Origin of the sequence: Mycobacterium attenuatum (genome assembly GCF_900566085.1) — a bacterium.
GTDB lineage: Bacteria > Actinomycetota > Actinomycetes > Mycobacteriales > Mycobacteriaceae > Mycobacterium > Mycobacterium attenuatum.
In genome coordinates this window covers 1-25,365 of the sequence record NZ_UPHT01000045.1, presented here as the reverse complement: position 1 = coordinate 25,365, position 25,365 = coordinate 1, and the positions used below count along the sequence as shown (strand labels likewise).

The following is a 25,365-nucleotide window of genomic DNA, read 5'->3' as shown; positions in this document are numbered from 1 at the left end:
TGGCGATTGGTCAGCCGCCCGGATACGGCCTCATCGGTGCGATCGCTCTTAGCGCAGCAATGCTGCGAGTTCGTCGCGGTTCGTCACGCCAGTTTTGCGCATCGCACGATGGATATGCCCCTCGACCGTACGAAGAGACAGGGTCAGCCGCTGCGCAACCGCGCGGCCGGATAACCCCAGCGCGAGCAGCATCGCGATCTCGTGCCCGCGTTCGGTGAGTGGCAACCGCTGCCCGGCCTGCTGCAGCGCCGGAGTGCTTGCGCCGTCGCACTGTTCGCCAGTGCGGCGGCGCGGGCTCCACACGTCAACGCCGATCCTCGCAGCTCGTCGCGGCGATACACCCTCGCCGCATGCGAGGCGGCCTCGACCGCAGCGACCAGATCGCCGATTTGCTCGTATTGCTCTGATACGGCAGCCAGCGCGGCCCCGTCGCCGCGTGAAAGGCGGCGGCGAACCGCGCCGCCAGAGCGATGCGATCGCCCTCCACGAGCAACTGCAGCTCCTGCAGGCGGGCTGCGCAGCCGCTGTCGCCGAACTGTACAGCGGTCTGCAAACAGCGCTTCTGCGGCGAATTGCCCATTGACGCAGCACATTTCGGCCGACGCCAAGGCGATGCCGACTGCCTGACTCACCGCCTCCTGGCAGGCGGCAACCCACGCCTGCGCGAGCTCATATTCATAGTCCAGATTGCGCCAGCTCGGATGGCGGCATCGCGCAAGCACGGCAAGCGCGGCGGCGGCGTTGTCGTAACGCGCCTGGATCGCCAGCGAGACGATGGTCGGCAGCCGGTACCGGTGGCCGAAGCCGTTACTTTCTCCGACAGCGATCAGCAGATCGACGGCCGGTTGCAGCAGCGCGTCGGCTTCTTGAAGGTGTCCAGCGGTGAGGGCGGTCCGACCAGCCAACGCGTTACTGAATACCATTGCGGCGCCCGACAAAGTGGCGGCTTCCCGGCGCAAGCCCTCGGCCAGGAAACCCGCCTCGGGTATCCGGCTGGCGAGCAGAAGTGCCTCCAGGTGAGCATCGGCGATGACGAACCGCATGTGGGCGGCGTCAAACGACCGGACCGCCAGGGCGTATGCGCGTTCGGCGGCAATCACCGCGTCGCGTGGGCCGGTCTGCGGTGGCGACATCACGGCCCGCGCCGGCCGCCATGGTGGCGGCCTCACCGCGCGCCAAGCTCACCGTCGCGATGATCACCACCACCGCCGCGGCCACCAGCAACAGCGCCTCCGGACCGTCGGCCTCCAGCGTCTCGCCGAGCACGGTAACCCCGAGCACCGAGGCCACCACCGGTTTGGCCACCGTCAGCGTCGGCAACGAGGCGGTCAGGGCGCCGGCTCGAAACGCCGACTGCTGAAAGATCATCCCGCCCAGTGCGGCAAGCACCCAGCCGTACAACTCGGGTGTGCGCAACAGGTCCCCGCCGCCATGTTCGAGCACGTCGACAATGCCCTTGGTGAGCACCGCGAACAGCGCCAGCGACGAACCCGACACCACCGCCAGCAGCACCGGCGCGGCCGGACGATCCGCCCAGATCCGGGCGCCCAGCACAGACAATGCCAGGGCCGGACCCATCACCACGGCCACCACGATCCAGGCTTGCAGCGAGCCCCGCGAGTGGCCGGCCGCGGGGTCCCCGACGGTGATGACGGTGGCCAACGCCGCAGCCAGCAGCACCGCCGCCAGCCACTCCCGCCGGGTTATCCGATGATGGGCCAACCGTGCATAGAGGGGCAGCGCGAATAGCAGCACCGTCACCTGCAGCGCCGTCACCAGCATCACCGAGCCCTTGTCGAGGGCCGCAGCGAGCAGACAATAACTGGCGATGTCGCCCAGAGCGCCCAGCCACCAGCGGGCGTCGCGCAACAACATGCCGAACAGCGCCAGGTAGCCGACGGGTTGGTCGGTGATCTCCTGGGCGGACCGCTGGCGGATCACACTGCCGATCGCGGCTGCCAGCGCGGCGCACAATGCGAGAAACCCGGCGATATCCGTATTCGACATGGGGCGACCTCCTCGCCGACATCCGGCCCGCGGCCGCACGTATACCCACTATTCACGTTTCGTTTGCATTGAGTCGACTATGCCCGCAGGTGGGCAACGGCGGCAGCGCCGAAACCGCTTCGCTGACTTGCACACTCGCGCACCGTCAGCTCACAGCGGGAATTTGGCACCGGTGAGCCGTTCGGACAGCTCCCAGAGTGCGACCGCGGTGCTGGCGCGCTTGGCAGGCCAGTTGCGCCAGGTAGGCTGGGTGCGGCCATACAGGCCGAATCGCGGGCCCACGAAGGTGTTGCCCGGAAGATCCTGCGATATCGCATACAACGTCTGGCGCGCACCGAAGTCGGCATCGGTCGACACGATGCGGTCCACGGCCAAGACCGCCGCGTCGACCAACTTGCGCCCGGAATTGCCCTGCAGGTTCGTGTGCGACCAGCCCGGATGGGCGGCCAGCGCGCGCACCGAGGAGCCGACGTTATCCAGGCGCCGCTGCAACTGGCTGGTGAACAGCAGGTTCGCCAGCTTCGACTGGCCGTAGGCCAGCCACGCCGAATACCGCCGGGACTGCCAGTTGAGGTCGCTGAGGCTGATGTAGCCGATGTTGTGCAGCAATGAGGACACCGTCACCACCCGATCGGTGAGCTTGGGCAGCAGCAGGTTGGTCAACGCGAAGTGACCGAGGTGATTGGTGGCCATGTGGCCCTCGAAGCCGTCGACGGTGCGGCTGTACTTGGCGGCCATGATGCCCGCGTTGTTCACCAGGACATCGACTTTGTCGATGTCGTCGGCGAAGTCGCGCACCGAGGACAAATCCTGCAGGTCGACCCGACGCACCTCGGCGCGAGTGCCCGCGTCGGCCAGCCGCCGGGCGGCGGCCTCGCCCTTGGCGGTGTCGCGCACCGCCAGGATGACGTGGGCACCCACCCGGGCCAGCGCGCGGGCGGTCACCTCACCCAGCCCGCTGTTGGCGCCGGTGACTATGACGGTGCGCCCGACGAACGACGGCAGACTCGCTGCGGTCCACTCAGCCATGGCAGGCCCGCGGACGGCAGGCCTCCCCGGGCACGCTCGGTCCGCGTGGCTCGCCCGGAGTTTTCAGCCAGTACGACGCGAGCGCCGCGGCGCCCGCCAGTACCCCACCAAACCGATCAGGCATCCTTCCGTCCCACCCCGTCGTTGTCATGCTTTTACGCTTTGGAACCGCGACCGACGAACCCGCACACCCCCTGACATGGTAAGGCCCGATGTCTGGCAAGTAGTTTGCGGCGCACGGCCGGCCGCGGCTGATGTGGCCACCGGCCCGCGCGCCGACCCGGACGGGCACGACATCCGCGGATTGAAAACTCGCCCGGCTGGGTATCGTCCCGAGTGGTCCGCGTAACCGCACGTGGGCACCGCCGGTGTTGCCGAGGAGTAACCGAATGGGACGCGACGTATCCGCCTCGCCCCTGCGCCGGAGCCGTCGCGGGCCGGCCAGATCTGCGTCGTCGGGCGGGTGATCCGCGGATGTATCTGGGAGTCATCGTCAACCCGAAAGCACGCAAGAACCTCGCTGCGTCGGGTGATCGCGGCGCCGAGTTGCGTCGCATCGTCGGCGGGTGGGGCGAGGTGCACGAGACGGCGTCGGTCGACGAGCTGCGCACGACCCTGCAGCAGCTCTATCCGCGGGTTACCCATCTGGTGGGCGACGGCGGAGACGGAGCGCTGCACTGGCTGATCAATGAAACCCGGCAGTGTGTGACCGATCCGGGACGCTGGCCGGCGTTCGTGCCCACCAATGGTGGCAGCGTCAACGCCGTCGCGCGCAAGGCGGGGGTACGCGGGCGGGCCGATGTGATTGTCCGTGCGCTGGCGGCTGCTGCCGAGCGGGACCGGCCGCCGCCCGAATTGCGCCTCGACACCCTCGAACTGGCCGGTGAAATCGCCGACGGCGCTCCTTTCCATCGCATCTGCTTCGGGCTGGCCGCCGGAGGTGTCGGCAACAAGTTTTATGACAAGTACTACGCCAACCCCGATCACGGCCGGGCCGCCGTCGCCCGGGTGATCGGGCGCACGTTCGGCGATTACGTGACTTCGAAGGTTGCCCCCGGCCGCATGAACAGGCCCAACTGGGCGGCCCACCTGTTCGCTCCGACCCACGCTCGCGTCGTCATTGACGGCGAAGAGGTGCCGACCCGGACGCATCGGCTGCTGCACGCCGGCTCGATCGATTTGCGCATCGGCGGCCCGTTCCGGCTCTTCCCGAAGGCCGCCGAGCCCGGGGCGCTGCAATTCCAGGCCGGGGAGACAAGGCCTTCCAGGATCGTCGCGCAGCTTCCGTCGGGGCTGACCTACGGCAGCATCCGCGGCGACCGGGTACGTGACGTCAACGGCCAAGAGATGATCATCGAGGCCGAGGAGGAGCCGCTGTCGCCGATCATCGACGGCGAGCGTTTTGTGGGCGTCGTCAGGCTTGTGGCCTGCGCCGGGCCGCGTATCCGGGTAGCCCAGGTAAGGCCCGCGCGTCAGCTGCTGCCTTGGTGACGTCAGCGCCGGGAGCGAATGGTGCGGACGATCTGGGCCGACAGTTTGGGGTCGCTCAGTAGTTGGTCGACGAGTGCGACGAGGACCTCTTGTCCGGTGACCCGGGCAAGGCCGAGGCGATCGGCGGCTTCTCGCTGCCAAATGTCGAGGGCTCGATGCTGTGCCGGCGAGAGGTCGACCGTGCGCCGGGTGCGCGCGGCGCGTGTCCGGCCGATGGTGACGGGTTCGGTCGGTGCCGCCGCGACCGACGGCGTGAATGATGTGCCTGCGGCGTATGCCCGGAAACGTTCGGCGTCGGCGCTGGTGCTGCTCATCGTGGTGCCCCCCTCGGCAAGCCAGATCAGTATGTCAGTACATCCGTTGCAGTATATCCGTAGATGAGGAGTTGCTGCACGATTGCGCCGCGTGCGAATTCGGGCCGGCGCGGCGGCGGATCCGCCGGCGGGCGCGCAACCGCACCCGGCCACGCCTGCGCCGCGGAGGGCCACCGATCCGATCCCCGCTGACGGAGTTGCTGTAGACACTCACCGTGCGCCAGCCTCGGAACCGGTTCACGGCGCCGCGCGGTGGGGTCGGCTCTTGGGCGGTGCAGCACCCGGGCGTCGCGCCGACCCCATCCCGGCACCCCACCAGCCGATTCATCCGATCGCGCCGGCGTGCCGGTCGGTGCTGCCCGACGAGGGCAAAGCCGCACGCCGCAACGTCCGCACACCCACAGAACCCCCATTTCCGCAGGCGGCTCGGAAGGACGTTGCTGCAAATATGGATCCCGACGCGATAACGCGCGTTTGCGCTACGAGTTTTGGTTCTGTTGATTCTGCGGAGCTGCGTTCCTGGCAAGGCGGGAGGCAGCCCATTTATATAACGAGTCGGACACCGGAAATCATGAACCGCTGTAATACGCATGTACGTATGTCAGTATCGTCACGGACGCCTGTATCTTAGCAGCTAAAGCTGCTATCTCACAGTACTGAAGTACTGATATGCGTAGATACGTAATTGCACAGAAGCTTTTTTACGGGCTGGTCAGCACGCGGTCTCTGACCCAATCTTAAGGTCGGGCTATTTTCCGAATTGACGATTACTCTGATTTCGACTGTGAGGTAGGCGTAAAGCCGCATAAAGACCACTGAAATACTTTGCTTATCACCGGTCTGCGGCGTTACGCTTGGTATTGCCGCTCAGGCGCGCTCAGGCGAATGACGGTGTTCCGCCGATTCGGTCACGACCGGCCCGGAAGGGGGAATGGTTCCTACGATGGATACGCTCATCGACCACCTGCAGATGTGGGAATCGCGCACACCGGGCCAGACCCTCTACCGGTTCGTGGATGTCGAAGGCCGGGAACTCGAGCACTACACCTATCAAAGCTTCGCCGAACGGACCCGCGAGCTCGCCGCTTATTTGTTTGCCGAGGCCGGGCTCCGACCGGGGGACCGGGCGCTGCTGGTCTACCCGCCGGGGTTGGAGATGGTGGCCACGTTCTTCGCCTGCGCTCGTATCGGCGTGATCGCGGTACCGGTCAGTCCGCCTTTGCCCATGGCGTTCGAAGCGGGCCTGGCCAAGCTCAGCTTCATCGCACACGACTGCCAGGCCAAGGCGGTGCTGTCGACCAAGCAGCTCGAGTACGACTACCGCCTGCTGCTCGGGCACCGGCACGGCGGACTGCCATGGCCCGATGCCGCGCGGCCGCCGGAGTTGCCGTGGTTCGCCACCGACGGCACCTGGGACTTCGGCGGCGCCCCGGTGGCCGACACACCGGGCCCGGTGCTGTTCCTGCAGTACACCTCCGGCTCCACCAGCGATCCCAAAGGTGTCGTCGTCAGCCACGCCAACGTCATCGCCAACGGCTCGGCCTTCGCCGGCGGCGAGGTGGCGGTCAGCTGGCTGCCGCAGCACCACGACATGGGGCTGATCTCCGCTTACCTGTTCATATTGCTGCTCGGCGGGACCACGCACGCGATGTCACCGGCCGATTTCCTGCAGCGGCCGTCGGCCTGGCTCCGGCTCATCAGCCAGGTAGGCGCCACCCACACACCGGCACCCAACTTCGCCCTGGAGTACTGCCTGCGCGAAGACAAGCTGCCCGCCACCGAACTGACCGGAATCGACCTGAGCACTCTGGACAGTATCGTCGTCGGCGCAGAGCCGTTGCGCGCCAACACCTTTACGCGTTTCCGACAACGTTTCGCGCCCTACGGTCTGCGGCCCGACGCGCTTGCCGGCGCCTACGGCCTGGCCGAAAACACCCTGATCGTGTCCATCCGGGGGCGCCAGACCCTGGCTTTGAACAAGCGAGCGCTGGGGCAAAATATTGCCCGGGTCGAAAAGGCGTTGCCGGAGAACAACAACCAGACCAGGGTGGTGAGCTGCGGCAAGCCCGTCGCCGCGAACGTAGTCCGCATCGTCGACCCCCGGACGCGGCAGGCATTGGGTGAGGGCCGGATCGGCGAGGTGTGGCTAGACGGACCGTCCAAGGGCGGCGGCTACTGGCACCGCCCCGAGCTCACCGCGCAGACTTTCGGAGCCCGCATCAGAGGCGACGCAGAGCACACATACCTGCGGACGGGCGATCTCGGCTTCCTCTATGAGGGCGAGCTGTTCGTCTGCGGCCGTAGCAAGGACCTGATCATCGTTCGCGGCGTCAACTGCTATCCGTCGGATATCGAGGCCGTCGTGGAGCGGTCGGCGGCGCAAGTCCGCAACGGCTGCGTCGCCGCCTTCTCAGTCGAAGGCGACGACCAGGAAGCTCTGGTTGTGGTCGCCGAGGTGCGCGACGAGCAGTCCCCGCCCGACCCGAAGGCACTGGCGCGGGCGATCCGCCGCCACTGCCACGTCGACCCGCACACCATCGTGTTCGTGCCGCCCCGCAGCATTCCCAAGACCACCTCGGGAAAGATCAGGCGCGCGCAGACCCGACAGATGTGGCTGGACGCTCAGCTGCCCATGCTGGCGATCCACACCCGCCCGACCCAGGAAGCATTGGGCGCCACCGCGGGTCCGCCGGAGCGCTTCCGTCATCTCATGGAGAGCTACGACTTCACCGGCAACGAGGATTGCTCCTTCGCCGATCTCGGCATCGACTCACTGGCGCTGGCCGAACTGCGCACCGACCTGCAGGCGCTGCTGGACGAGCATGGCGCGGCGGAGCTGGCTGAGGAAGTCAACACTCGACTGCTGCAGCGCCTGACCGTCGCCGAGTTCTTCCGGCTCGTATGGCAATTCGGCGATGGGTCCGGGCAGCCGATCCACGCCCTGCGCCACGCGCTCGACCGGATTGCCGCCGAGTACGAGGCCTACGAGGCCATGCAGATGCGTGTCGACGCACGGCTGCCGCTGCCGGCGCTCCCCCCGGCGCGGTCGGGCGTACCAAGCGACATGCTCCTGACCGGCGCGACCGGGTTCCTGGGACCGTTCCTGCTCACCAGCCTGCTCCGACGGACGTCCTACACCATCCATGCGCTGGTGCGGGCCACCGATAGCGCACACGGTCAGGATCGGATCCTGGCCGCGTTGCGCAGGGCCCAGCTATGGTCCGCTGCGCTGGAGGCCCAAGTCCGGGCGCGGGTCCACGTGGTTTGCGGCGACCTGGCCCAACCTCACCTGGGTGTCGGTGAAACGGAATTCCGCCGCCTGGCGGACACCGTGGACGGCATCGTCCACAACGGCGCCCTGGTCAACTATGTCCGAACCTATGACGCCCTGCGGCCAGCCAACGTGATCGGCACCTGGGAGCTGCTGCGGCTGGCGCTGACCACGCACCGCAAGAGTTTCCACCTGGTCTCCAGCACCTTCATCTACGGCTGGAGCACGATGCCGGTGGTCGGCGAGTCCTACGGCAACGAGGAGATGGCCGGGCTGGACTTCGGCTACTCGCAAACCAAGTGGGTCGCCGAGCAACTGACGCTGGCCGCGCAGCGGCAAGGGCTCGACGTGCGCGTCTACCGGCCCTCACTCATCTCGCCGACCAGCGCCGGCTTCGGCACCCAGGACGACATCCTGGTACGCCTCACGGCGTTCATGATCGAGCACGGTCTGGCCGTCAACGCGCACAACCAGATCAGTCTGCTGCCGGCCGACCTGGTCGCCGATCACATCGTCGGGCTGATGGAACTGCCGGCCGAGGCGGGCCATGTCTTCAACCTGACGGCGGATGATTACTACAACCTGACCGACATCACCCGGCTGTTGTCCGAACGCTACGGTTACCGCTTTGCCTACCATGACATTCCGTCGTTCGCCGAGCAGCTGAACCGTCGGTGCACGCCGCGCGACCCGATGTACCCGCTGGTCGATTTCCTGACCCGCTCGGCCGGCAAGATCGAGGCGATGCGCGACAAGCGCTACGACAACACGCAGTACCGGCATGCCCGTGCGCTGGCCACGGTCGGGTTGCGCGAACCGGCCCTGGCCGACACGGTGGATGCGCTGGTCGAGTTCCTGCGGCGCGAGCAGCTGATCACCGAGGCTGAGACCGAGGCGCAATGCAGTGCGTAGCCACGACGTGGAGCACTCGTGGTAAGGGCGCATCCGTCCAGGGGGATCACCATGTTCACTGTCGATGACCAGGCGGCGGGCCCGCATGACGCGTCGCTGCACCACGAGCGAATCGTCCTTCAGGCGCGCGACGTCGAGTTCGACTGGGCGAAGCTGCCGTTCTACTACGTGCCCAACGAGCCCTTCACCACCCACTTCTGCAACGTCCTGCATCTGCTGCTGCCGGCGGGCGAAGAGTTCATTGTCGAGGTGTTCAAGAAGGCACTGCCACTGATCAAGGACGACCAGCTGCGGCTGGACGTGCAGGGATTCATCAGCCAGGAGGCCATGCATGCCCAGGCACATTCCGGGGTGCTCGAGCGCTTCGCCGCCAGAGGCATTGACGCGAAACCGTTTACCGATCAGCTCCGCTGGCTGTTCGGCAAGCTGATCGGTGACCGGCCCCGGTGGAGCCTGCGACGACGGCAGAGCTGGTTGCTGGAGCAGGTTTCGATCGTGGCGGCCATCGAGCATTACACCGCCATTCTGGGTGAATGGATTCTGGACACCCCGCAGCACGACGCCCTCGGTACCGACCCGGTGATGCTGGACCTGCTGCGCTGGCACGGTGCGGAAGAGGTCGAGCACAAGGCGGTCGCCTTCGACACCATGAAGCACCTGCGGGCCGGGTACTGGCGACAGGTGCGCACCCAGCTGCTGGTCACGCCGGCGATGCTGTGGTTGTTCATCCGCGGCGTGCGGTTCATGTACTCCGTCGACCCGCACTTGCCGCCGGGCACCCAACCACGCTGGCGCGACTACTTCGATGCGGCGCGACGGGGATTGGTGCCGGGGCCTTTCCAGTTCCTGCGGGTCATCGGCGCCTACTACACGCCGCGCTTCCACCCGTCCCAGCTCGGCGGGGTCGGACGTGCCGTCGAGTATCTGGCCCGATCCCCTGCGGCCCGAGCGTCGCACTGAGCATCGAGGAGCCATGGCCCGTACTGTCACCGCATCGGATGGCGTGACCCTAGCGGTGTACGCCTACACCGAGATCGACCCGCGGCGCCCGACCATCCTCGCCGTCCACGGCTACCCGGACAACCACCGCGTGTGGGATGGCGTCGCGGCGGAGCTTGATCAGCGCTACCCCGCCAAATACAACGTCGTCGCCTACGACGTGCGCGGTGCCGGCGAATCGAGCCGGCCGGCCAGCCGGTCGGGTTACAAGCTCCCCCAATTGGTTTCCGACGTCGGCGCGGTGATCGACAGTCTCGGCGTTGACCAGGTCCATCTGCTGGGGCACGACTGGGGGTCGATCCAAGGTTGGACAGCGGTCACCGACGACTCCGTGCTGGGCAGGATCGCGTCGTTCACGTCGATCTCCGGGCCGCATCTGGCCTACGCGGGCCGGTTTCTGCGCTCACCGCGAACGTCGCGGGCCGTCGCCGACGTCGCCCGTCAGGTCCTGGCTTCCTCCTACATCTGGTTATTCCTTTTTCCGGTTGCGCCGGAGATCGCGATCCGGTCCCGGGCGCAGGTGAAAGTCCTTGAAGCCATTGAACATATCGGCCGATCAAGCATCCGCAGCCAGCACCGCGCATCGCCTCGGTCCCTTGATGACTACCTCAACGGGCTCAACCTGTACCGCGCCAACATGCCGGCACCGTTTCTGGCCTCGCCGGCACGGCTGCCGCAGGCAGGCGTCCCGGTGCAGGTGCTGGTGGCACGCCAGGACTATTTCGTGACACCCGCCCTGCAGCGATTCACCGGCTCGATTCCGGCCGAGCACAGGATCGTGCCGATTGAGGGCGGGCACTGGGTGGTGACCTCGCGTCCCGACGTCATCGCCCGGCTCACCGGCGAGTGGGTCGACATGATCACCGAAGGCGTGGCCCCGGCGGGTGAGTCCACCCAACCGCGCTCTGTGCCAGGCACACTCGCATTGGTCACCGGGGCGGGTGCCGGGATCGGCCGGGCCACCGCAGTCGAGTTGGCCCGCCAAGGTGCGCGTGCCGTGGTGATGGTCGACCGAGATTTGGCCGGCGCCAACGATACCGCGGAGGAGGTGCGGGCAGCCGGCGCCGAGGCCGCGGTCTACCAGGCCGACGTCAGTGACGAAGCCGCGATGAACGACCTTGCCGCACAAGTGCGTAACCATCACGGTGTGGTCGACATCCTGATCAACAACGCAGGCATCGGAATGGCCGGCCGGTTTCTGGAGACCACAGCGGAGCACTGGGACACCATCATCGGGGTAAATGTTCGCGGCGTCATCAACGGCAGCCGAGCATTCGGAGCGCAGATGGTCGAGCGCGGTCAGGGGGGCACGATCATCAATGTGGCCTCGGCGGCGGCGTATGTGCCGTCAAAATCGATGGTCGCCTACGGCACCACGAAGGCGGCGGTGCTCGCGCTGAGCGAATCGATGCGCGCCGACTTCGCCGATGAGGGCATCACGGTCACGGCGGTGTGCCCGGGTTTCGTCAACACCAACATCGCCAAGAGCACGGTCTATGCGGGGCTGACCGCCGAGCAGCAGGAGCGCGCCCGCGCCAGGGCCGACGCCGCGTACCGACGGCGCAACTACACTCCGGAGGCCACCGCCAAAGCCATTGTCAGGGCGGTGCGGGCCGGCCCGGCGGTGTTACCCGTCGCGGCCGAGTCTCGGCTCGGGTATGCGCTGCGCCGCATCAGTCCGTCGCTGGTTCGGCTGTTCGCGCGCTTCGATATTCGGCAGACATAGGGAGTTTGTTGTGGCGCAGACTATTTGGAGCAGCAGGCCCGCCGACCTGTATGGTCGCCGCCGGCGCGATCGCATGCTGACCGCATTATGCGGCGTGGGTGCCCTTTTCGGCGGCTTTGCCTCGGCGTCGCGGTGGTCGCCATCGCAGATAGTGCCGGTGCGGCGGACCACTGCCGCCGTGGTGGCCAAATGTGAATTGGTTGCCCCCGACGTGATTGCGTTGACGTTGGCCGACCGTGACGGCGGGCTGTTGCCATCCTGGACCCCGGGAGCGCACATCGACGTCCGGCTGCCGTCGGGGCGCCGCCGGCAGTATTCACTGTGCGGTCCGCCGGGGCGGCGCACCGACTACCGCATCGCCGTGCGCCGGATCGCCGACGGTGGAGGCGGTTCGATAGAGATGCATGAGGCGTTCGCCGAGGGCGACACGCTGATGTTCGACGGCCCACGCAACGCGTTCTACCTCGTCACCGACGAACGGGACGTGTTGTTCGTCATCGGCGGCATCGGGGTGACCCCGATCCTGCCGATGATCCGGCTGGCCCATCAGCATGGAATCGACTGGCGCGCAGTATATGCCGGCCAGAGCCGGGGCTACATGCCGTTGCTGGACGAAGTGGTGGCGGTGGCGCCGGATCGGGTGACCGTGTGGGCCGACGACGAACGCGGCTGCTTCCCCACCGCCGAGGACCTGCTGGCCGAAGCCGGGCCGACGACGGCGGTGTATGTGTGCGGGCCGAGCGGGATGCTGGAGTCCGTGCGGGTAGCGCGGGGCCGATACGCTAACGCGCCCTTGCACTATGAGCGGTTCGGTCCCCCGCCCGTGGTCGACGGTGTTCCGTTTCAGCTGGAACTGGCACGCTCGCGGCGGCTGCTGGACGTGCCCGCCAACCGGTCGGCGCTGGGCGTCATGCTCGATCGCGATCCGGCGACGGCATATTCGTGCCAGCAAGGGTTCTGCGGGACCTGCAAAGTCAAGGTGCTGGCCGGCGAGGTTGATCGTCGGGGGCGCGCCGCGGAGGGCCAGAACGAAATGCTGGTCTGCGTTTCGCGAGCGAAAGGCGATCGGGTGGTCATCGACGCCTGAGTGGGTGGGGGGAGTTACGGATTGAGCGCCGGCGCACGCCAGCCCCATACAATCTGGATGCCCATGTCCCACGGGAAGTCCTCGAGACTTCGACTGAGGCCGCCAGGATTGTTTGTGATCAGCAGCGTTTCGGCGTCGACCCACCGATCCCAGCTGCCGGGGCTGCACGTGCGCGTTTCGTGAGCGGACAAGCGTCTCGGTGGGTGCGGAAATGTCGACATAGTAATGACCCGCACCGGTGCTGCTATGAGTCAACGCCGTCAACAACTGTCGTGCAGCTCGATGTCAGCCGCGCCGGGATCGATCAGGAATTCGTGAATCTTCCCGTCGTGCGCTATTCGCGACGATCCCTGGCGCTCAGTCTGAACCAGCGCTGCCAGGACGGTGTTCACCCCGGCGGTGTCCATGGCCAACAACACCGCGTCATCACCGAAGTAGAACTTTCATGCCAGTTCGGCACGAACTACGGTCATCGTCGTCATGTTTTCTCAGGGGCAGCCGAAGCGGGACAGCGCACTCCGGTGTCTTTCCGAATCACGTTCATCCTCGATCAGACGACCGCTACCAATTCAGAAAAACTTTTCATCGAGCCAATCGTACGGCCAGCATCCCCATGGTGGCCTGCACCGCAGCGTTTTGGTTGTCCGTTAAGGATGGCCCTCTGTTTCACGCAGTAAGAATCATCGGAAAACGGCTGCGATCACTGGGCAGATCGGGGGGAAAGCAAGGTGAAATACCTTGAAGGCTAGGGGGATACCCGGACTTGTATCGCGCCACTATTTGCAGAATGTAACCGTCTGGTGCGTAGCCAAAGCGATTCGGTTTGTAGAAGCCGTCCCGTTCGTAGACGTACCAGCCCCAGCTTTTCCAGATATCACCGGTCTTGACGATGAGAGCTTCGGAGTCGATACCTGGTGGGAATGTCAGATCGCCATTTGTTGCCAGTTCCATCGGCGAGGTGCCGCTGGTGACATCCTGACACGGGGCGACGGTGGCGCCGCTGCTGTAGCGCGTGGCGTCCAGCGTTATTCCCGGTGGAAGCGCCTGCAGGGTCTTCTTCAGGTATCCGATCACAATGTCCTGTGCCTGCTGCTGAGTTTCGGGAATGGCGGGCTGGAGCTTCCATCCAGGTGGTGGCGGCGGTCCGGATTCCATAGTTGGTCCTCCTAGTGGGGTGGCGCCGGCTGGTGTAGGCGGCCCGAGCGGGCTGTCCTGACTGCAGGCACAGACGAACAGCACGATCGTGAGGGCAACCGCAAATGCGGCAAATGGTGGTTGGCTGACGCGGATCATCGGGGTTCAATGTCCTCCATCGTTAAGGATGACCAGCGCTCACCCGGCGCACAAACCCCGAGCCCCATCAACGCAGCGCCAACCGACTTTCGCAAGCCGACGTCACCCACGGTGGCTCGACACCATCACCAAAGTGAAACGTTGTCAATCTGCCCGACGACCGCTGACAGGTTGCCCGACAGCGCGATTCAGCCTGCGCCAGTGACACTTTCGCCGACACGAGTCGACGGACTTTCGGCGGTAGGTCGTCAACTTCAGTGGATAGTGTTCTATCGGTTGTCCATTACGGTTGCCCAGTGTCATCACGCAGTGAGAATCATAGGAAAGGGGCTGCGATCATTCGGAACATCGGGGGGAAAGCAAGGTGATACTCCCCCGAGAGTGGGCGGGTAGCCCGGTCGGGATGTCGCTTCGATGCTCAAGCTGTAGCCGTCAGGGGAATATCCAAACCGGTTGGGCTTGTAGAAGCCGTCTCGTTCGAAGACGTACCAGCCCCAGCTTTTCCAGATGTCGCCGGTCTTCGCAATTATGGCATCCACGTCGGCGCCGGAAGGAGGCGTGAGGTCGCCGACCGTGGATAGCTCTAAGGGCGGCGTACCGCTGATGACATCTTTGCACGGGACGGTGTTGGCTCCACCGCTATAGCGGGTGGCGTCAATAGTTGTTCCCGGGGGAAGGTTCTGTAGGGTCTTCGTGAGGTATCCAATCAGCGCGTCTTGGGCTTGCTGCTGGGTTTCGGGCACCACGGGTTGCAACTTCCATCCCGGTGGCGGTGCCGGTGCTGACTCCATGGGTGTGCCTCCAAGGACGGTGGCGCCTGTAGGTGTGGGCGGCCCGAGCGGGCTGCCGTGACTGCAAGCACCGACCCACATCGCGATCAACAGAGCAGTGAGGATGCGCAGTCTAGATGGCCGGTGCAGATGGTTCATTGCGCCTAACGTCCCCCCTCGTTTGGAATGACTTGGGGAGCCGGAACGCCAGCGATAACGGCGCCCATGTTACGCAGCGCCGGGTTGTCGTAATCCCAGTAGCTGCTATGGGCCGCGACGCTAGGCGTCAATCCAACCGGATCGCTGCTGGGGCCCGGCGCCGCCACCAACCGTGTCCCGCCAAACTCCGACGCCGCAGGGTCATGACCGAGGGTCAGGTCGGTGACCATTTCGATGATGTCGTTACGCGCCCTCATGCCGTAAACGGTGGCACCGGCATCAAGATTCAAGTCGCCGGCATGGTGCGAGAGCATCCCGGGACTGCCGACCGCGATGACGTTATTGACGTCGAGATGGTGCCCGCCTGTCGCGGCTGCGCCGACCTCCGTTGAGCCGTAGCTGTGCCCGATCACAGTGTCGATCGACGGCCCACCGACATGGGAGGCCCGCATTCCGCTTTCGAACGAATCGAGCGCCTCTGCACCGGCGCGGGCCCGATCGGGGGATGCGGCCTCGAAAAGATTCATCGGCCGGTCGTAGCCCATCCACGTCGTGACCGCGACATCGCTCGGGTTGAGGCTGGGGTCGGCGCGCAGCGCGGCGCGGAACATGGCCAGAGATTTGGAATCGCTGCCTTCAAAGGCTGAGAGGTCTTGGCCGGTGCCGGGCACCAAGATGGCATTGCGCGTGGCATAGTCGGGGTTCCCGATGGCTACTGCCGCGTGACCTTTGTCATCGATGAGGCCGAGGTAGCGCTTTACACCGTCGTTGCGGTTCAGGGTGGCCTGCACAGTCTTGTAGCCCTCCAGGGTGTGTCGGGCCGCGAGCAATTGAGGCCTTAGGGCGTTGAGTTCGTCGGTGGTCGACTGGCTGTGGTCACCCATGTATAGCCCATTGAGGAGTTGGTTGACGCGCTGCTGCATTCGGTCGACATCGGCCTGGGTGTGCTGTTGCAAGTCTGACAGGTGCAGCCGATTGTAGTGGTCTTTGCCGAGATGATCTGGCGGGTCCCACGGCATTCCAGGATGGTTGCCAATAAACGGATTATGGTGGTACTCGGCGTCCTTTTGCTCCGGCGTGAGAGCGCTCCATGCTCGCGCAAACTGTTGAGGGTCATCCGGCAGTACCGGCACCGGCGACTGCGGACCCTCGACCGCCTGGATACTGGCGGGGTCGTAGCCGTCGGCGCGCAAACTGGACAATGAGTTCTGCAATGTGGCCGAGTAGCCATTGCGAGTCGCCTCTAGCTGGCCCACAGCGGCCTTAGTGTCGCGGATCGCGTCGTCTTCACAAGCGTTGACAAACGTATCGAGGGCGTCCCTGTCCGCAGCGCTGAGGTGGATGTCTTTTTCCATCTCGGCGGCCTGACCAATCAATTCATCGAGCCGCCCCAATTGGGCCTCCAGCGCGGCGATCTGGCCAGCAGCGCTTTTCTGCGCCTCGGCCAACGCGGCGGCAATGTTTTCGAGGTCGGCTCCGATCTTCGGCAACTGCAGCGACTGCGCACCGAGCGACTGGACGGTCCGCTGAACTTCTGCAGAATCATTGATCGGGTGGTCACCGTTCTGATGATTCCAGGCCCCATCGAACCGGCGCCGGGCTTGCTCGAACGCGGCGTCGGCCTCGGCGGTGCATCTGCCCGCAGCGTGAAAGGCTTCGGCTAGATGGGAAATCTGCAACGGCTGACCAGCTTGCAGGCTCTGGTTGATCGCCCACGGATCCCCACCGGCCTCAGCGATCAACGTCGGGACACTTATGTAGCGCAGCTGCATTGCGCCGCCGGTTGTTCTCGCGATAGTCGATCGGCCCGATCCTGGGCGTGTTTAGGCGGGCGGTAGGGCTTCCCCGGTGTAAACCAGTGTCGCCGAACATCATCACCCCTTCTAAGCTTGCGTAACGCTCCCGCACCCATAACGCCATCTCAATGGCAGGCCGGCATCCCGGCGACGGATGGGTTCGACGGCGCGTTTGTACCATGTTGTCGCGAGTTCATCTCGTCCAGCGTTTCGACCGCGCGGCGGCGGTGGGCCTGTCCCACATCACATTCCACCATCTGGGCCACTCTTAGGTCATACACCGAACTTGGGACGCGGCTACAGGCACATCACGTGCAACGACAATTCGACGACCGTTCATCAAATCCCCGCGCTGATAACACCTGATAGCCGATGTATAGTCCACTGCCAGTCGATTCGCTCCTGTTCGAGACGCACGCGTTCACCCAATCCGTCTGCGACCAGATCCGAGTAGAGGTCCTGCTCGTCGGGCGTCAGGCGCGTGAGAACGGACGTGGCCGGACGGTCTTCGGTCACCCAACAGTCACGGTGCGCGAGCAGCGTTTCACGGTCCATGAGCACTGAGCGCGCTTGCGGGAGCCACGCCCGTAGCCGGTCGAGTATGGCGAATCCGTGGGTGTCGATGTCTCCCCAGTACAGCACATCGGCTTCCGCCAACCATGGCAGTCGACCAACGCTGTCGACCTCGAAACCCTTCCCCCAGACCACGACACCGTGTTCCGGGACGTCGACGGACAGATAGCTGATCTCGTTTTCGATGATTACCGCTGCGCGCGGTTGCACCGCGAGTTGCGCCAGCTCCTCGGAACGCACCGCCAGCTCGGTGAGCGGGGCCGGCAGGCCCAACGAGGGCGCGGGCCGCAACCGAACCAATCCCGGCTTGCATCTCAGGCCAAGGCCGGCCAGGAATCCCGAGGCCGTCGAGGAAACGGCAAGCATCGCTGCCAGGACTGGTCGGTGCCTTTCAGCGAATTTGGTATCGACGCCGGGTGCACTGATCTCACGGAGATACCGGTTGGAATTGCGGTGCGTGTCCAGCCAAGTGTAGGCAGCGATCAGCTGTGGCATCTCGTGCGCCAGCGCCAGCGCACGATGCGGATTGCCAACTATCCACTGCCGAACTCGCGGATGTTGTTGTGCAAGAACCAAAAGCTCATCGAAACAGCGAACCAACGTCGTCACGCCCAACAGCGCCCAGGCCTGGTCCATCGACACCACCGCGCGGACGGGCAGCCGGTTACGGCCAATCTGTCGGCCTCCGATCGATTGCCACTGCAGGGTGTATCGGCTGTCGTCGCGACGGCCGGCATCCAGAGCGCCCACCCACTCGCGGGCGGCGGCAAGATCGTCGCCGACTTGCGACGGTTTGGGGCCGCGAAGCGGGACTTCGATCGGATCAAACCGATCACCGTTGGCGTAGGCACGTAACAGCGATCCGTCGTCCCACCGGCGTCTGACCCTGGCGACAATGTCGTTTGGCGTGGTCCACCCGCGACTCATGGCCGTCGTCCGTCCCGTCGTGTCCGGTACTCCTCGATCGTCATCGTCTGCAGGCGAGAGAACGTTCCCGTCGGATTGTCGACAAATCCGATCGCCTTCACGTACGGCTCGATGACGTGAACCTTCTGCAGCGGCGTGACGATGAGAAGTTGCAGCCCAAGCGTCGCAAAAAGATCCAGTGCGTAACGTGTCGAGACGTCCGAGCCGCGCCCGAATGCCTCGTCGATGACCGCGAACCGGAAGTCTCGTGACCGCTGCGCACCCCACTCCAGCCCGAACTGGTAGGCGAGGGACGCCGCCAGGATCGTGTAGGCGAGCTTTTCCTTCTGGCCGCCGGACTTGCCGTCAGAGTCGCTGTAATGCTCCCACTCGGCACCGGTTTCCACGTCGCGCTCGGAGGCGGAGAAGACGAACCAGTTGCGCACGTCGGTAACCCGTCGGGTCCAGTTCTTGTCCGATTCGGCGTAGCCATCGCGACCGCGGAAGCGCTCGATGATCCGCTTGACGTCGAGGAAGCGCTGCTCGGAGTACTGGTCGCCGTCGAGCGCGAGACTGTCGTTGGTCAGGTTGCGCAAGTCCGAACGGAACTGCGCCACGTCCTGGTTGTTGGTGGGCTCCTTTTCCAACCGGATGAAGCGGCCCGGGTTGTAGGGCACCGCGCCGAGCGCCTCGTTGATCCGCTCGACACGTTCGTCGATCACTGAGGCTTGCCGGTGTAGCCAGTTGTTGAACCCGGCCAGCTCCTGGATGGCGTTCTTGTTGAGCTGTTCCTTGAACTCGCTCTCGAACCGCGGCAGATCGTCGGTCGCGATGCGGTCGCGGAAGGCCAGAAACTCTTGGCGCGCATCGACATTAGCGTCCATGTCGGCGCGAAGCTCAGGCCACCGGGTCAAGACCTTGAGCATGGACTGGATCAAGCTCTGCGCATAGCCGCCGAGTTCTTTGTTAAGCCGGTCGATACGTTGATGCAGGTCCGCGGCCAGCGCGTTCTCGGTTTCGGCGCAGTCTGCTGCCCGCTTCGGATGGTTCTTTCCCAGGCGCTCGTCGAGGGCTGGGTACGATTCGCGGGCGGCTGCCAGCGCTCCGTGCGGCTGGTTCGCGACGAGTTCGTCGTCGCGCTTCTTGTCCAGTTCTGCTTGCTTGGCCCTCGCGGCGGTGGTGGCCAGCCTGCCCGTTAGTTGCTCAATCGAATTCGCTACCGCCTCAGCTTGTTTGGCGTTGTCCGCGAGCGCTCGGGCGATCTCCTCCAAACGCGATGATCCGGCCTGCAACCGAACCCGTTCAGCGTCGAGGTCATTGGCGCGCGACTGCGCCTCGTCAACGTCGATGTCGGCCCAGTCGCGGAATCCCTCAAGCCGGAGAAGCGCATCCAGCCGTTCTTGCAGCGCTTCCCGCAATCCGCTGAGCCTGGCCTGCTCGCATGCGGTCGCATCGCGCTCGGCTTCCAGCTCGGCGAGCTCAGCGCGCAGCGCGGCGATCTTTCGTTCGTTGGCCCAGCCGAGAACCCAACGACGCGGGTCGTCGACGCGATAGCGATCGTCCTTCTCGTGGCGCTCACCGGAGCGCACCTGGCCCTCGCGGGTAACGGCGCGCCGCTGGCTGCCGAACTCCGCAAGGCTCGCCGCGCAACGGAAGTCGGCTCGTTTCGTGAGTTCGTTGAGGAGGTACTCGCGGAACTGCCCGTCCTTGACGTCGATACAGTCGGCGAGCAGCAGCCCGTCATGCTCCGAGCGCTGTAGGCGAACACGTTGCCGCGCAACTCTTTCGTAGACCAGCTTGGCTCCGGTCACCTTTCCGCCGCGGCCGTGAAACGTCAGCCGTCGACCGTTCACCCATCCGGCGACGGCGTCGTAGTGCTGCGGTGGCACCAGCAGTGAGAGGGCAAACCCGCGCAACACGCGTTCGGCGGCGCCGCGCCACTGGGCGTGCTCGTCGAAAACATCGAGAAGCTCACCCGCGTAAGGAAGATCCTCCGGTGTCAGCCCGAGGGCCGCGCACAGCTCGGCGCGCACCTCAACCTGCTCGACGGGCAGGTTGCTGGTGCGCTGCTGCAGGCTCGTGAGCTCCTGCGCGATGTGATCGCACTTGCGTTGCAGCTGCTTCTCGTTCCCGATCGCGTCGGCAAAGGCCGCGTCAAGGTCTCGTTTTTCGGCTGCCAGCCGGGGACGCTCGGTGGAAACCAGAGCGGATAGGGCTGCGAACTCCGCGCTGCCGGCGATCTCTCCCAGTCCCGCGGTGGCGACGGCGACGTCGAACAAAGCCCTTGCGCGACGCCGTGTTTCGGCCTGATCCCGCGCCTCGCGCGCCAGTCGTTCCAGCTCGCCGATGCGATCGCCGCCCGCTTTGGCACGCTCCTCGATGAGGGATTCGCGTTCGCGCGTGAGCATCTGCTGCCGGGCTTTGGCGCTGTCCTGCTCGCGCCACAGGGCCGCGCCCTCGGTTTCCAACTGCGAAATTTCGCCGGCCAGCAGATTCGACCGAAGCTCCGCGATGAAAAGCCGGACGGCGGATCGCTCGCGCTCCCGGGCGTCGCGCTGCGTCTGGGCATCGTCGTACTTCGCCGTTGTCGCTACGACGGGCTCGAGTGCCTCGAGTTGCTCGCGCGCCCGCTTGACGGCGTCGTGAGCCTTGGTCAGATCGTCGAAATGGGCGATGATGTCGCGTACGCGCTCGGTCGAATCGCTCGGTTCGAGCATGTGGTCGCGCACGAAATCGTTGAGGTTGCCGACGGACTTCAGCGAGACCGTCTGGTGGAACAGCTCGAGCGCCTGCTCCGATCGAATTCCAAGCAGGCGACGCAACGAGGTTGCGTAGTTGGGGAATTCGTCGAAGATGTCTGCTCCGGCGGCCCGCAGCCGCTTGCGAAGATCACGCAGGTCGGAACCGAAGTCGGCGAAGTCCGTCGCGATAGACAGCTGCTTTGTCGCGACGACGAAGAAACGGTGGGGCTGTCCGGTGCTCTCGCGCTGCTGGAAGACCTGGGCCAGGGTGACCGTCTCGTCATAGCCATGGTTGGTGAAAACTCCGAGGATCACCGAGTACGTGCCCCGGTTCTCGCGCAGCCCCTTGGCGCGGGATTTTCCGGTGGCCTCGTTTCGCTCCGACTTGTAGTGGCCTTCAACGTAGGAGCGCAGGGTGCGTTCCCTGGCCTCGGCGCCGGCGGCCTTGTTGTAGGCGGCCTTGTGGGACGGCACCAACAGTGTGGTGAGTGCGTCGACGATCGTCGACTTGCCCGAGCCGATATCACCGGTGAGCAGCGCGGTATCGGTGGCAGGGCTGAACCGCCACACCTGGGTGTCGAACGTACCCCAATTCAACACCTCCGCGTGCTGCAGACGGTAACCGACCCGTCGGGTGTCCCCGAGCGCGGCTGTGGCAGAAGGTATTTCACTCATCACTGGACACCGCTCCGGCATACTCGCGCAGCTTGGTCGCAAAGTCCGACAGGGTCTGGGCGTCGACGTAGGCCTTGATGATTCGCCGAACTTCCCAATGGTCGCGTTGACCGCGCAATGGGCGTAGGAAGCCGAGTTCGGCGGCCTTCTTGATCGTCGTCTCCGCCTGGTCCACGACTCGTGCGTCGTTGCTGGACTCGGCCTGGAACAGTCGCAGCATCTCGACGATCTGGTCGGTGGTCAGAACCAGTCGGCCCTCGCTGCCGGTCGTCTCGAACTCGACGAGCCGCTTGCGCAGGAGCACCAGCAGCAGGCTGACGTTGTACGTCAGCGCTCGCCTGCGCACCAGCCGCGGGAGCCCCTCGTCGCCATCTTCGGATGGCCGGGACCGAAGATAGGCATAGCCTTCGGCGTCATCGACTACTACGTCGACACCTATGGCGGCGAAATGGTCTCGGACGCCGGCGCCCAAACGTTCCAGTGTCAGCCAGGTGTCCTCGTCCGACTCGCGGTAGACGACTCCTTGCATCAGCCGGATGATGGCGCTGGCGGTGGCATGCTCGTTGCTCATCGTCGTCGCACCGTCACTTTCGGCAGTCGCGCTCGCTTGGCGATTTCCGGGTCGGCGGGGTCGCTGTATTCCAGGAGAGTCTCATCGGTGTCGTCCATGTCGACGCTCAGCTCCTCGTCGTCAAGTGCCAGGTAGCCGACGATCTCTGCCGCACCCTGCTCGATGGGGTGCGCCGCGATGATGTCGGATAGCAGCGCCGAAGAATTCTCCGGCAGAACATCGCGGATGGTCTCCATCAGGCGTGCTTGGTCGATGAAGGTCTGCGCGAAGAGCAGGTCGGTGTCGACCTCCTCGCTCGCCGGTGGGATGGTGCTCTCGACCGCGACCGCTGCGGGCACCTGGTAGAGCGGGCGCTCGAAAGGAAGGGCAATCTCGATGCCCGGCTGGTCCAGTTCGAGCCCGAAGGGCGGCGGGTTGTCGCGCAGTTCCAGCGCTGAACTTTCCACTGCCCGAACCAAATTGAGGACGCGCCGGTTCTCCAGCCAAATCTGGTCGTCGAGGAAGCGGCGCAGTTGTTCGGATATCTGCCGGACGGTGCGCTGCGCCCGGTCGGCGGCTTCGGACCAGTCGTGGTGAATACCGCGAATCCGATGGTCGGCTTCGATGGTCTCGAGGGTGCAAACCTTGGCCAGGAGTTCGGCCAGCTCGGCTTGGCGCGTCTCGGAGAGAAGGAAGTCGTAGAACGCCTGGAAGCTGCGGCCTTGGTCGGATCCAGCGATCTGGGAGCGGCTTCCGACCAGCTCGGCGAGCAGTTCACCCTTGGACCCATCCCAGGCCGCGATCTTTTCTCGCGCGGCCCGGTCGAGGAGCCGGAAGTTCTCTTCGACCTCGCGAAAGTCCGAGAGCAGTTCCCGCGCGGTTGTGGCCAGCTGTTGGTAGCGGTCACGGACTCCGGTCGCGTCCAGCACCTGAACAACCCCGGCCTCGACGGCGGCGATCTCGGCGTCGAGTTCGTTTCGGCGGCGCCGTAATTCGGCCAGCCGGACATCGGGTTCGACTTCGGTTCCGTGCACGATCTGGCGCAGCAGCTCGACCACCGTGTGCAGCCTGGACTCGGTTCCGACAAAGGACCTGCCTTTAAGGCCCAGGACCCACGCGTAGGCCTTCTCGAACGCCGGAGTCACCTCGTAATGGACTTCGTCGTCGCCGGCCGGGTAAAACCGTCGCAAATACGCCGCGTCGGTGGCCGCCCAGTCCTCCAGATAGGACCGAGCGTCCCTCGGAAAGCGTTGCTGACCGTTCTCGGTGGGAATCTCGGTGTTCAGGGCGTACACGTAGTCGTCCAGGGCGGTCGCGACCTGACTCGCTGGGCAGGCGCCTCGGTTGTCCTCGACGAAAAATCCCCCGAGGAAGGACAGGATCAGCGTGGCATTGCCGGCACGAAGCAGCCGCCAAGCCGGGTGGCGCTCCCGCAATGAATTGATCGCCTCGTACTCCACAGTCAGAGCCTAAGCAAGCCCACCGACACTTCGTCCAAGGCTTGCGGGAATGCACGGTCGCAGACTCGCTGTTATGGCCCACGTGAGGCTGCGCGTTTCGCGCTGGCTACCGGCGTCCCCCGCAAGAGCGCCGTAGCACCTGGTGCTCGGCTTGGTATTACTTAGCGGTATTACCGGCTGATAGGCTGACTGGTATGCGGGTGACGAGCAAAGGCCAGGTGACTATTCCGCTCGCGGTGCGGCGCAAGCTCGGCATTGAGCCGGGTTCTGAGGTCGAGTTCGAACTTGACCAACACGGTGCCCGGCTGGTGCGCAAGAAGACCACCCGGGGCAAGGCGATCGCACGTCGGATGCGAGGCCGTGCCACAGTTGCGATGAGCACCGACGAGATCATGGCACTGACGCGCGGCAATGCATAGTTCGCTGGTGGCCGGAACGCTTGTCGACTCCAACGTGCTGCTCGACCTGTTCACCGAGGACCCCCGCTGGTGCGACTGGTCTGAGACGCAGCTTGCCGATGCCCTCGACCATGGGCCAACGCTGATCAATCCGATCATCTACAGCGAGATCTCGATCGGCTTTGAGCGGATCGAGGAACTCGAGCGGGCATTGCCAACAGAGCTGGAGCGCGAGGACCTGCCCTGGGAAGCGGCGTTTCTGGCCGGCAAATGCTTCTTCGAATATCGGCGGCGGCAAGGCCAAAAGCGTTCGCCGCTACCGGATTTCTACATTGGTGCCCACGCCGCCGTGACCGGCCGTGCGCTCTTGACGCGCGATCCCCGGCGCTATCGGTCGTTCTTCCCGCGCCTCGAGCTGATCTCGCCATGAACCTCGCAAACTTTGACGCCTAGTTGTTGCTACGGACCCTGACAACTGCTCAAATGCCGTCGGGGCGTGGGGTGGCCCCTGATGGACAGCTAACTGGTGGGACTGCTGAACCCACGGGAAGGATATCCGTAGGTCGCGCACGCGTCGTAAGTACACTTTGGGCGTTGATTGACGACGACGACGTGGTAACACCCGACGAGCTGACGGCGACGGTGAATGGCCGCTCGAGCTGCATCCGGTGCCACCGCTGCCGCTATGAAAGAAGCGGCGTACCAGGAGGCGAGTTGGGTGATCCCACGCCTTCTCACCGGCCCAACACCTGCAATTGCGCGGTTGTAGCACTCGGTTCGCTCGGCCAACCCGTGGTGTCCGCCGTTGACCATCTCGGGTGATGTGGCCCTGGTCTGCAGTCGCATTTCCGTTATGGTCCAACACCACAGCGCAGTCTTGAACGCATATTGCGGGGTTGCGGCCAACTTCGGGTGATCCACGAAATCCACGCCGCGATCCTTATTCATCTTGGTGTAGTTGTAGCGGCCAGTGACCTGGATTGCTCCGCGATCGTTGTACCTTGGCCCGTCGCCGGCCTGGGTTGTTACCCAGGTCAGCCCTACCTCGTAAGGGCTGGGATCTGGTAACCACAGCCCAATCTGTCGTTTGCCATGAGCTTGGGACCAGTGTGACCTGATTTTTGCCAGGGTGATGGGACCACCTGGATTGCCAGTTATGGGACCACCGGCGCGTTGCGTCGGTGGTCTCTTCGTTTGCCCGTTCGATC

Annotated in this window: 21 protein-coding genes; 8 read left to right on the top strand and 13 right to left on the bottom strand. The window is 65.0% G+C overall.

Features of this window, described 5'->3' with window-relative positions; translation table 11 throughout:
* Positions 1–48: 48 nt before the first annotated feature.
* The 4 genes from EET13_RS07190 to EET13_RS07175 all read right to left on the bottom strand — a co-directional run bounded on the left by EET13_RS07190 (position 49) and on the right by EET13_RS07175 (position 3,036).
* Complete coding sequence (locus EET13_RS07190) at positions 49–192, bottom strand: LuxR C-terminal-related transcriptional regulator (protein ID WP_122441630.1); 144 nt, start codon at positions 190–192, stop codon at positions 49–51.
* Positions 144–1,136: a hypothetical protein gene (locus tag EET13_RS07185; protein ID WP_136623128.1), complete on the bottom strand. Its 993-nt coding sequence runs from the start codon at positions 1,134–1,136 to the stop codon at positions 144–146. Before EET13_RS07185 ends, EET13_RS07190 begins: the two co-directional genes overlap by 49 nt.
* Positions 1,054–2,007 (bottom strand): DMT family transporter, encoded by a 954-nt coding sequence (locus EET13_RS07180; protein ID WP_122441628.1) that lies wholly within the window; start codon positions 2,005–2,007, stop codon positions 1,054–1,056. Before EET13_RS07180 ends, EET13_RS07185 begins: the two co-directional genes overlap by 83 nt.
* Before the next feature lie 150 nt (positions 2,008–2,157).
* Positions 2,158–3,036: an oxidoreductase gene (locus tag EET13_RS07175; protein ID WP_122441627.1), complete on the bottom strand. Its 879-nt coding sequence runs from the start codon at positions 3,034–3,036 to the stop codon at positions 2,158–2,160.
* Positions 3,037–3,510: 474 nt separating this feature from the next.
* On the opposite strand from EET13_RS07175, the gene EET13_RS07170 reads away from it, so the two are divergent.
* Positions 3,511–4,527: a diacylglycerol kinase family protein gene (locus EET13_RS07170; RefSeq protein ID WP_122441626.1), complete on the top strand. Its 1,017-nt coding sequence runs from the start codon at positions 3,511–3,513 to the stop codon at positions 4,525–4,527.
* A 2-nt stretch (positions 4,528–4,529) separates the two neighbouring features.
* On the opposite strand, the gene EET13_RS07165 is transcribed toward EET13_RS07170, so the two are convergent.
* Positions 4,530–4,841, bottom strand: a complete 312-nt coding sequence (locus EET13_RS07165; RefSeq protein ID WP_122441625.1) for a hypothetical protein — start codon at positions 4,839–4,841, stop codon at positions 4,530–4,532.
* A 943-nt stretch (positions 4,842–5,784) separates the two neighbouring features.
* On the opposite strand from EET13_RS07165, the gene EET13_RS07160 reads away from it, so the two are divergent.
* From EET13_RS07160 to EET13_RS29855, 5 genes are all read left to right on the top strand, one after another.
* Positions 5,785–9,024 carry a thioester reductase domain-containing protein gene (locus tag EET13_RS07160; protein ID WP_122441624.1) on the top strand — a complete coding sequence of 1,080 codons (3,240 nt, stop codon included), beginning with the start codon at positions 5,785–5,787 and terminating at the stop codon, positions 9,022–9,024.
* A 51-nt stretch (positions 9,025–9,075) separates the two neighbouring features.
* The gene (locus EET13_RS07155) at positions 9,076–9,984 is read left to right on the top strand and encodes a metal-dependent hydrolase (protein ID WP_122441623.1); all 909 of its coding nucleotides are present in this window, start codon (positions 9,076–9,078) and stop codon (positions 9,982–9,984) included.
* Between the two features lie 13 nt (positions 9,985–9,997).
* Positions 9,998–11,749 carry an SDR family oxidoreductase gene (locus tag EET13_RS07150; RefSeq protein WP_122441622.1) on the top strand — a complete coding sequence of 584 codons (1,752 nt, stop codon included), beginning with the start codon at positions 9,998–10,000 and terminating at the stop codon, positions 11,747–11,749.
* Between the two features lie 10 nt (positions 11,750–11,759).
* Complete coding sequence (locus tag EET13_RS07145) at positions 11,760–12,836, top strand: PDR/VanB family oxidoreductase (protein ID WP_244603807.1); 1,077 nt, start codon at positions 11,760–11,762, stop codon at positions 12,834–12,836.
* Positions 12,837–13,108: 272 nt separating this feature from the next.
* On the top strand, positions 13,109–13,513 hold the full coding sequence (locus tag EET13_RS29855) for a hypothetical protein (RefSeq protein WP_136623127.1): 405 nt from the start codon (positions 13,109–13,111) through the stop codon (positions 13,511–13,513).
* On the opposite strand, the gene EET13_RS07140 is transcribed toward EET13_RS29855, so the two are convergent.
* The 7 genes from EET13_RS07140 to EET13_RS07105 form a co-directional block, all read right to left on the bottom strand.
* Complete coding sequence (locus EET13_RS07140; RefSeq protein WP_244603806.1) at positions 13,503–14,129, bottom strand: hypothetical protein; 627 nt, start codon at positions 14,127–14,129, stop codon at positions 13,503–13,505. The genes EET13_RS29855 and EET13_RS07140 overlap by 11 nt on opposite strands.
* Before the next feature lie 302 nt (positions 14,130–14,431).
* On the bottom strand, positions 14,432–14,920 hold the full coding sequence (locus EET13_RS07135) for a hypothetical protein (RefSeq protein ID WP_244603805.1): 489 nt from the start codon (positions 14,918–14,920) through the stop codon (positions 14,432–14,434).
* A 143-nt stretch (positions 14,921–15,063) separates the two neighbouring features.
* Complete coding sequence (locus EET13_RS07130) at positions 15,064–16,830, bottom strand: putative alpha/beta hydrolase (protein ID WP_244603804.1); 1,767 nt, start codon at positions 16,828–16,830, stop codon at positions 15,064–15,066.
* A gap of 363 nt (positions 16,831–17,193) precedes the next feature.
* A complete protein-coding gene (locus EET13_RS07120; RefSeq protein ID WP_122441619.1) occupies positions 17,194–18,354 on the bottom strand; it encodes a Wadjet anti-phage system protein JetD domain-containing protein in 1,161 nt (386 codons plus the stop codon).
* The gene (locus EET13_RS07115; protein ID WP_122441618.1) at positions 18,351–21,749 is read right to left on the bottom strand and encodes an ATP-binding protein; all 3,399 of its coding nucleotides are present in this window, start codon (positions 21,747–21,749) and stop codon (positions 18,351–18,353) included. The genes EET13_RS07120 and EET13_RS07115 overlap by 4 nt, the downstream gene beginning before the upstream one ends.
* The gene (locus EET13_RS07110; protein WP_122441617.1) at positions 21,742–22,320 is read right to left on the bottom strand and encodes a DUF4194 domain-containing protein; all 579 of its coding nucleotides are present in this window, start codon (positions 22,318–22,320) and stop codon (positions 21,742–21,744) included. Before EET13_RS07110 ends, EET13_RS07115 begins: the two co-directional genes overlap by 8 nt.
* Positions 22,317–23,759 (bottom strand): DUF3375 domain-containing protein, encoded by a 1,443-nt coding sequence (locus EET13_RS07105; protein ID WP_122441616.1) that lies wholly within the window; start codon positions 23,757–23,759, stop codon positions 22,317–22,319. The genes EET13_RS07110 and EET13_RS07105 overlap by 4 nt, the downstream gene beginning before the upstream one ends.
* 194 nt (positions 23,760–23,953) lie before the next feature.
* On the opposite strand from EET13_RS07105, the gene EET13_RS07100 reads away from it, so the two are divergent.
* Together EET13_RS07100 and EET13_RS07095 are read left to right on the top strand one after the other, a co-directional pair.
* Entirely contained in the window at positions 23,954–24,178 is a 225-nt protein-coding gene (locus EET13_RS07100) for an AbrB/MazE/SpoVT family DNA-binding domain-containing protein (RefSeq protein ID WP_023371817.1), read from the top strand.
* Positions 24,171–24,587 (top strand): type II toxin-antitoxin system VapC family toxin, encoded by a 417-nt coding sequence (locus EET13_RS07095; protein ID WP_342211233.1) that lies wholly within the window; start codon positions 24,171–24,173, stop codon positions 24,585–24,587. The genes EET13_RS07100 and EET13_RS07095 overlap by 8 nt, the downstream gene beginning before the upstream one ends.
* Before the next feature lie 89 nt (positions 24,588–24,676).
* Here EET13_RS07095 and EET13_RS07090 read toward each other — a convergent pair whose 3' ends face one another.
* The gene (locus EET13_RS07090) at positions 24,677–25,195 is read right to left on the bottom strand and encodes a glycoside hydrolase family 19 protein (RefSeq protein WP_425294228.1); all 519 of its coding nucleotides are present in this window, start codon (positions 25,193–25,195) and stop codon (positions 24,677–24,679) included.
* Between the last annotated feature and the right edge of the window lie 170 nt (positions 25,196–25,365).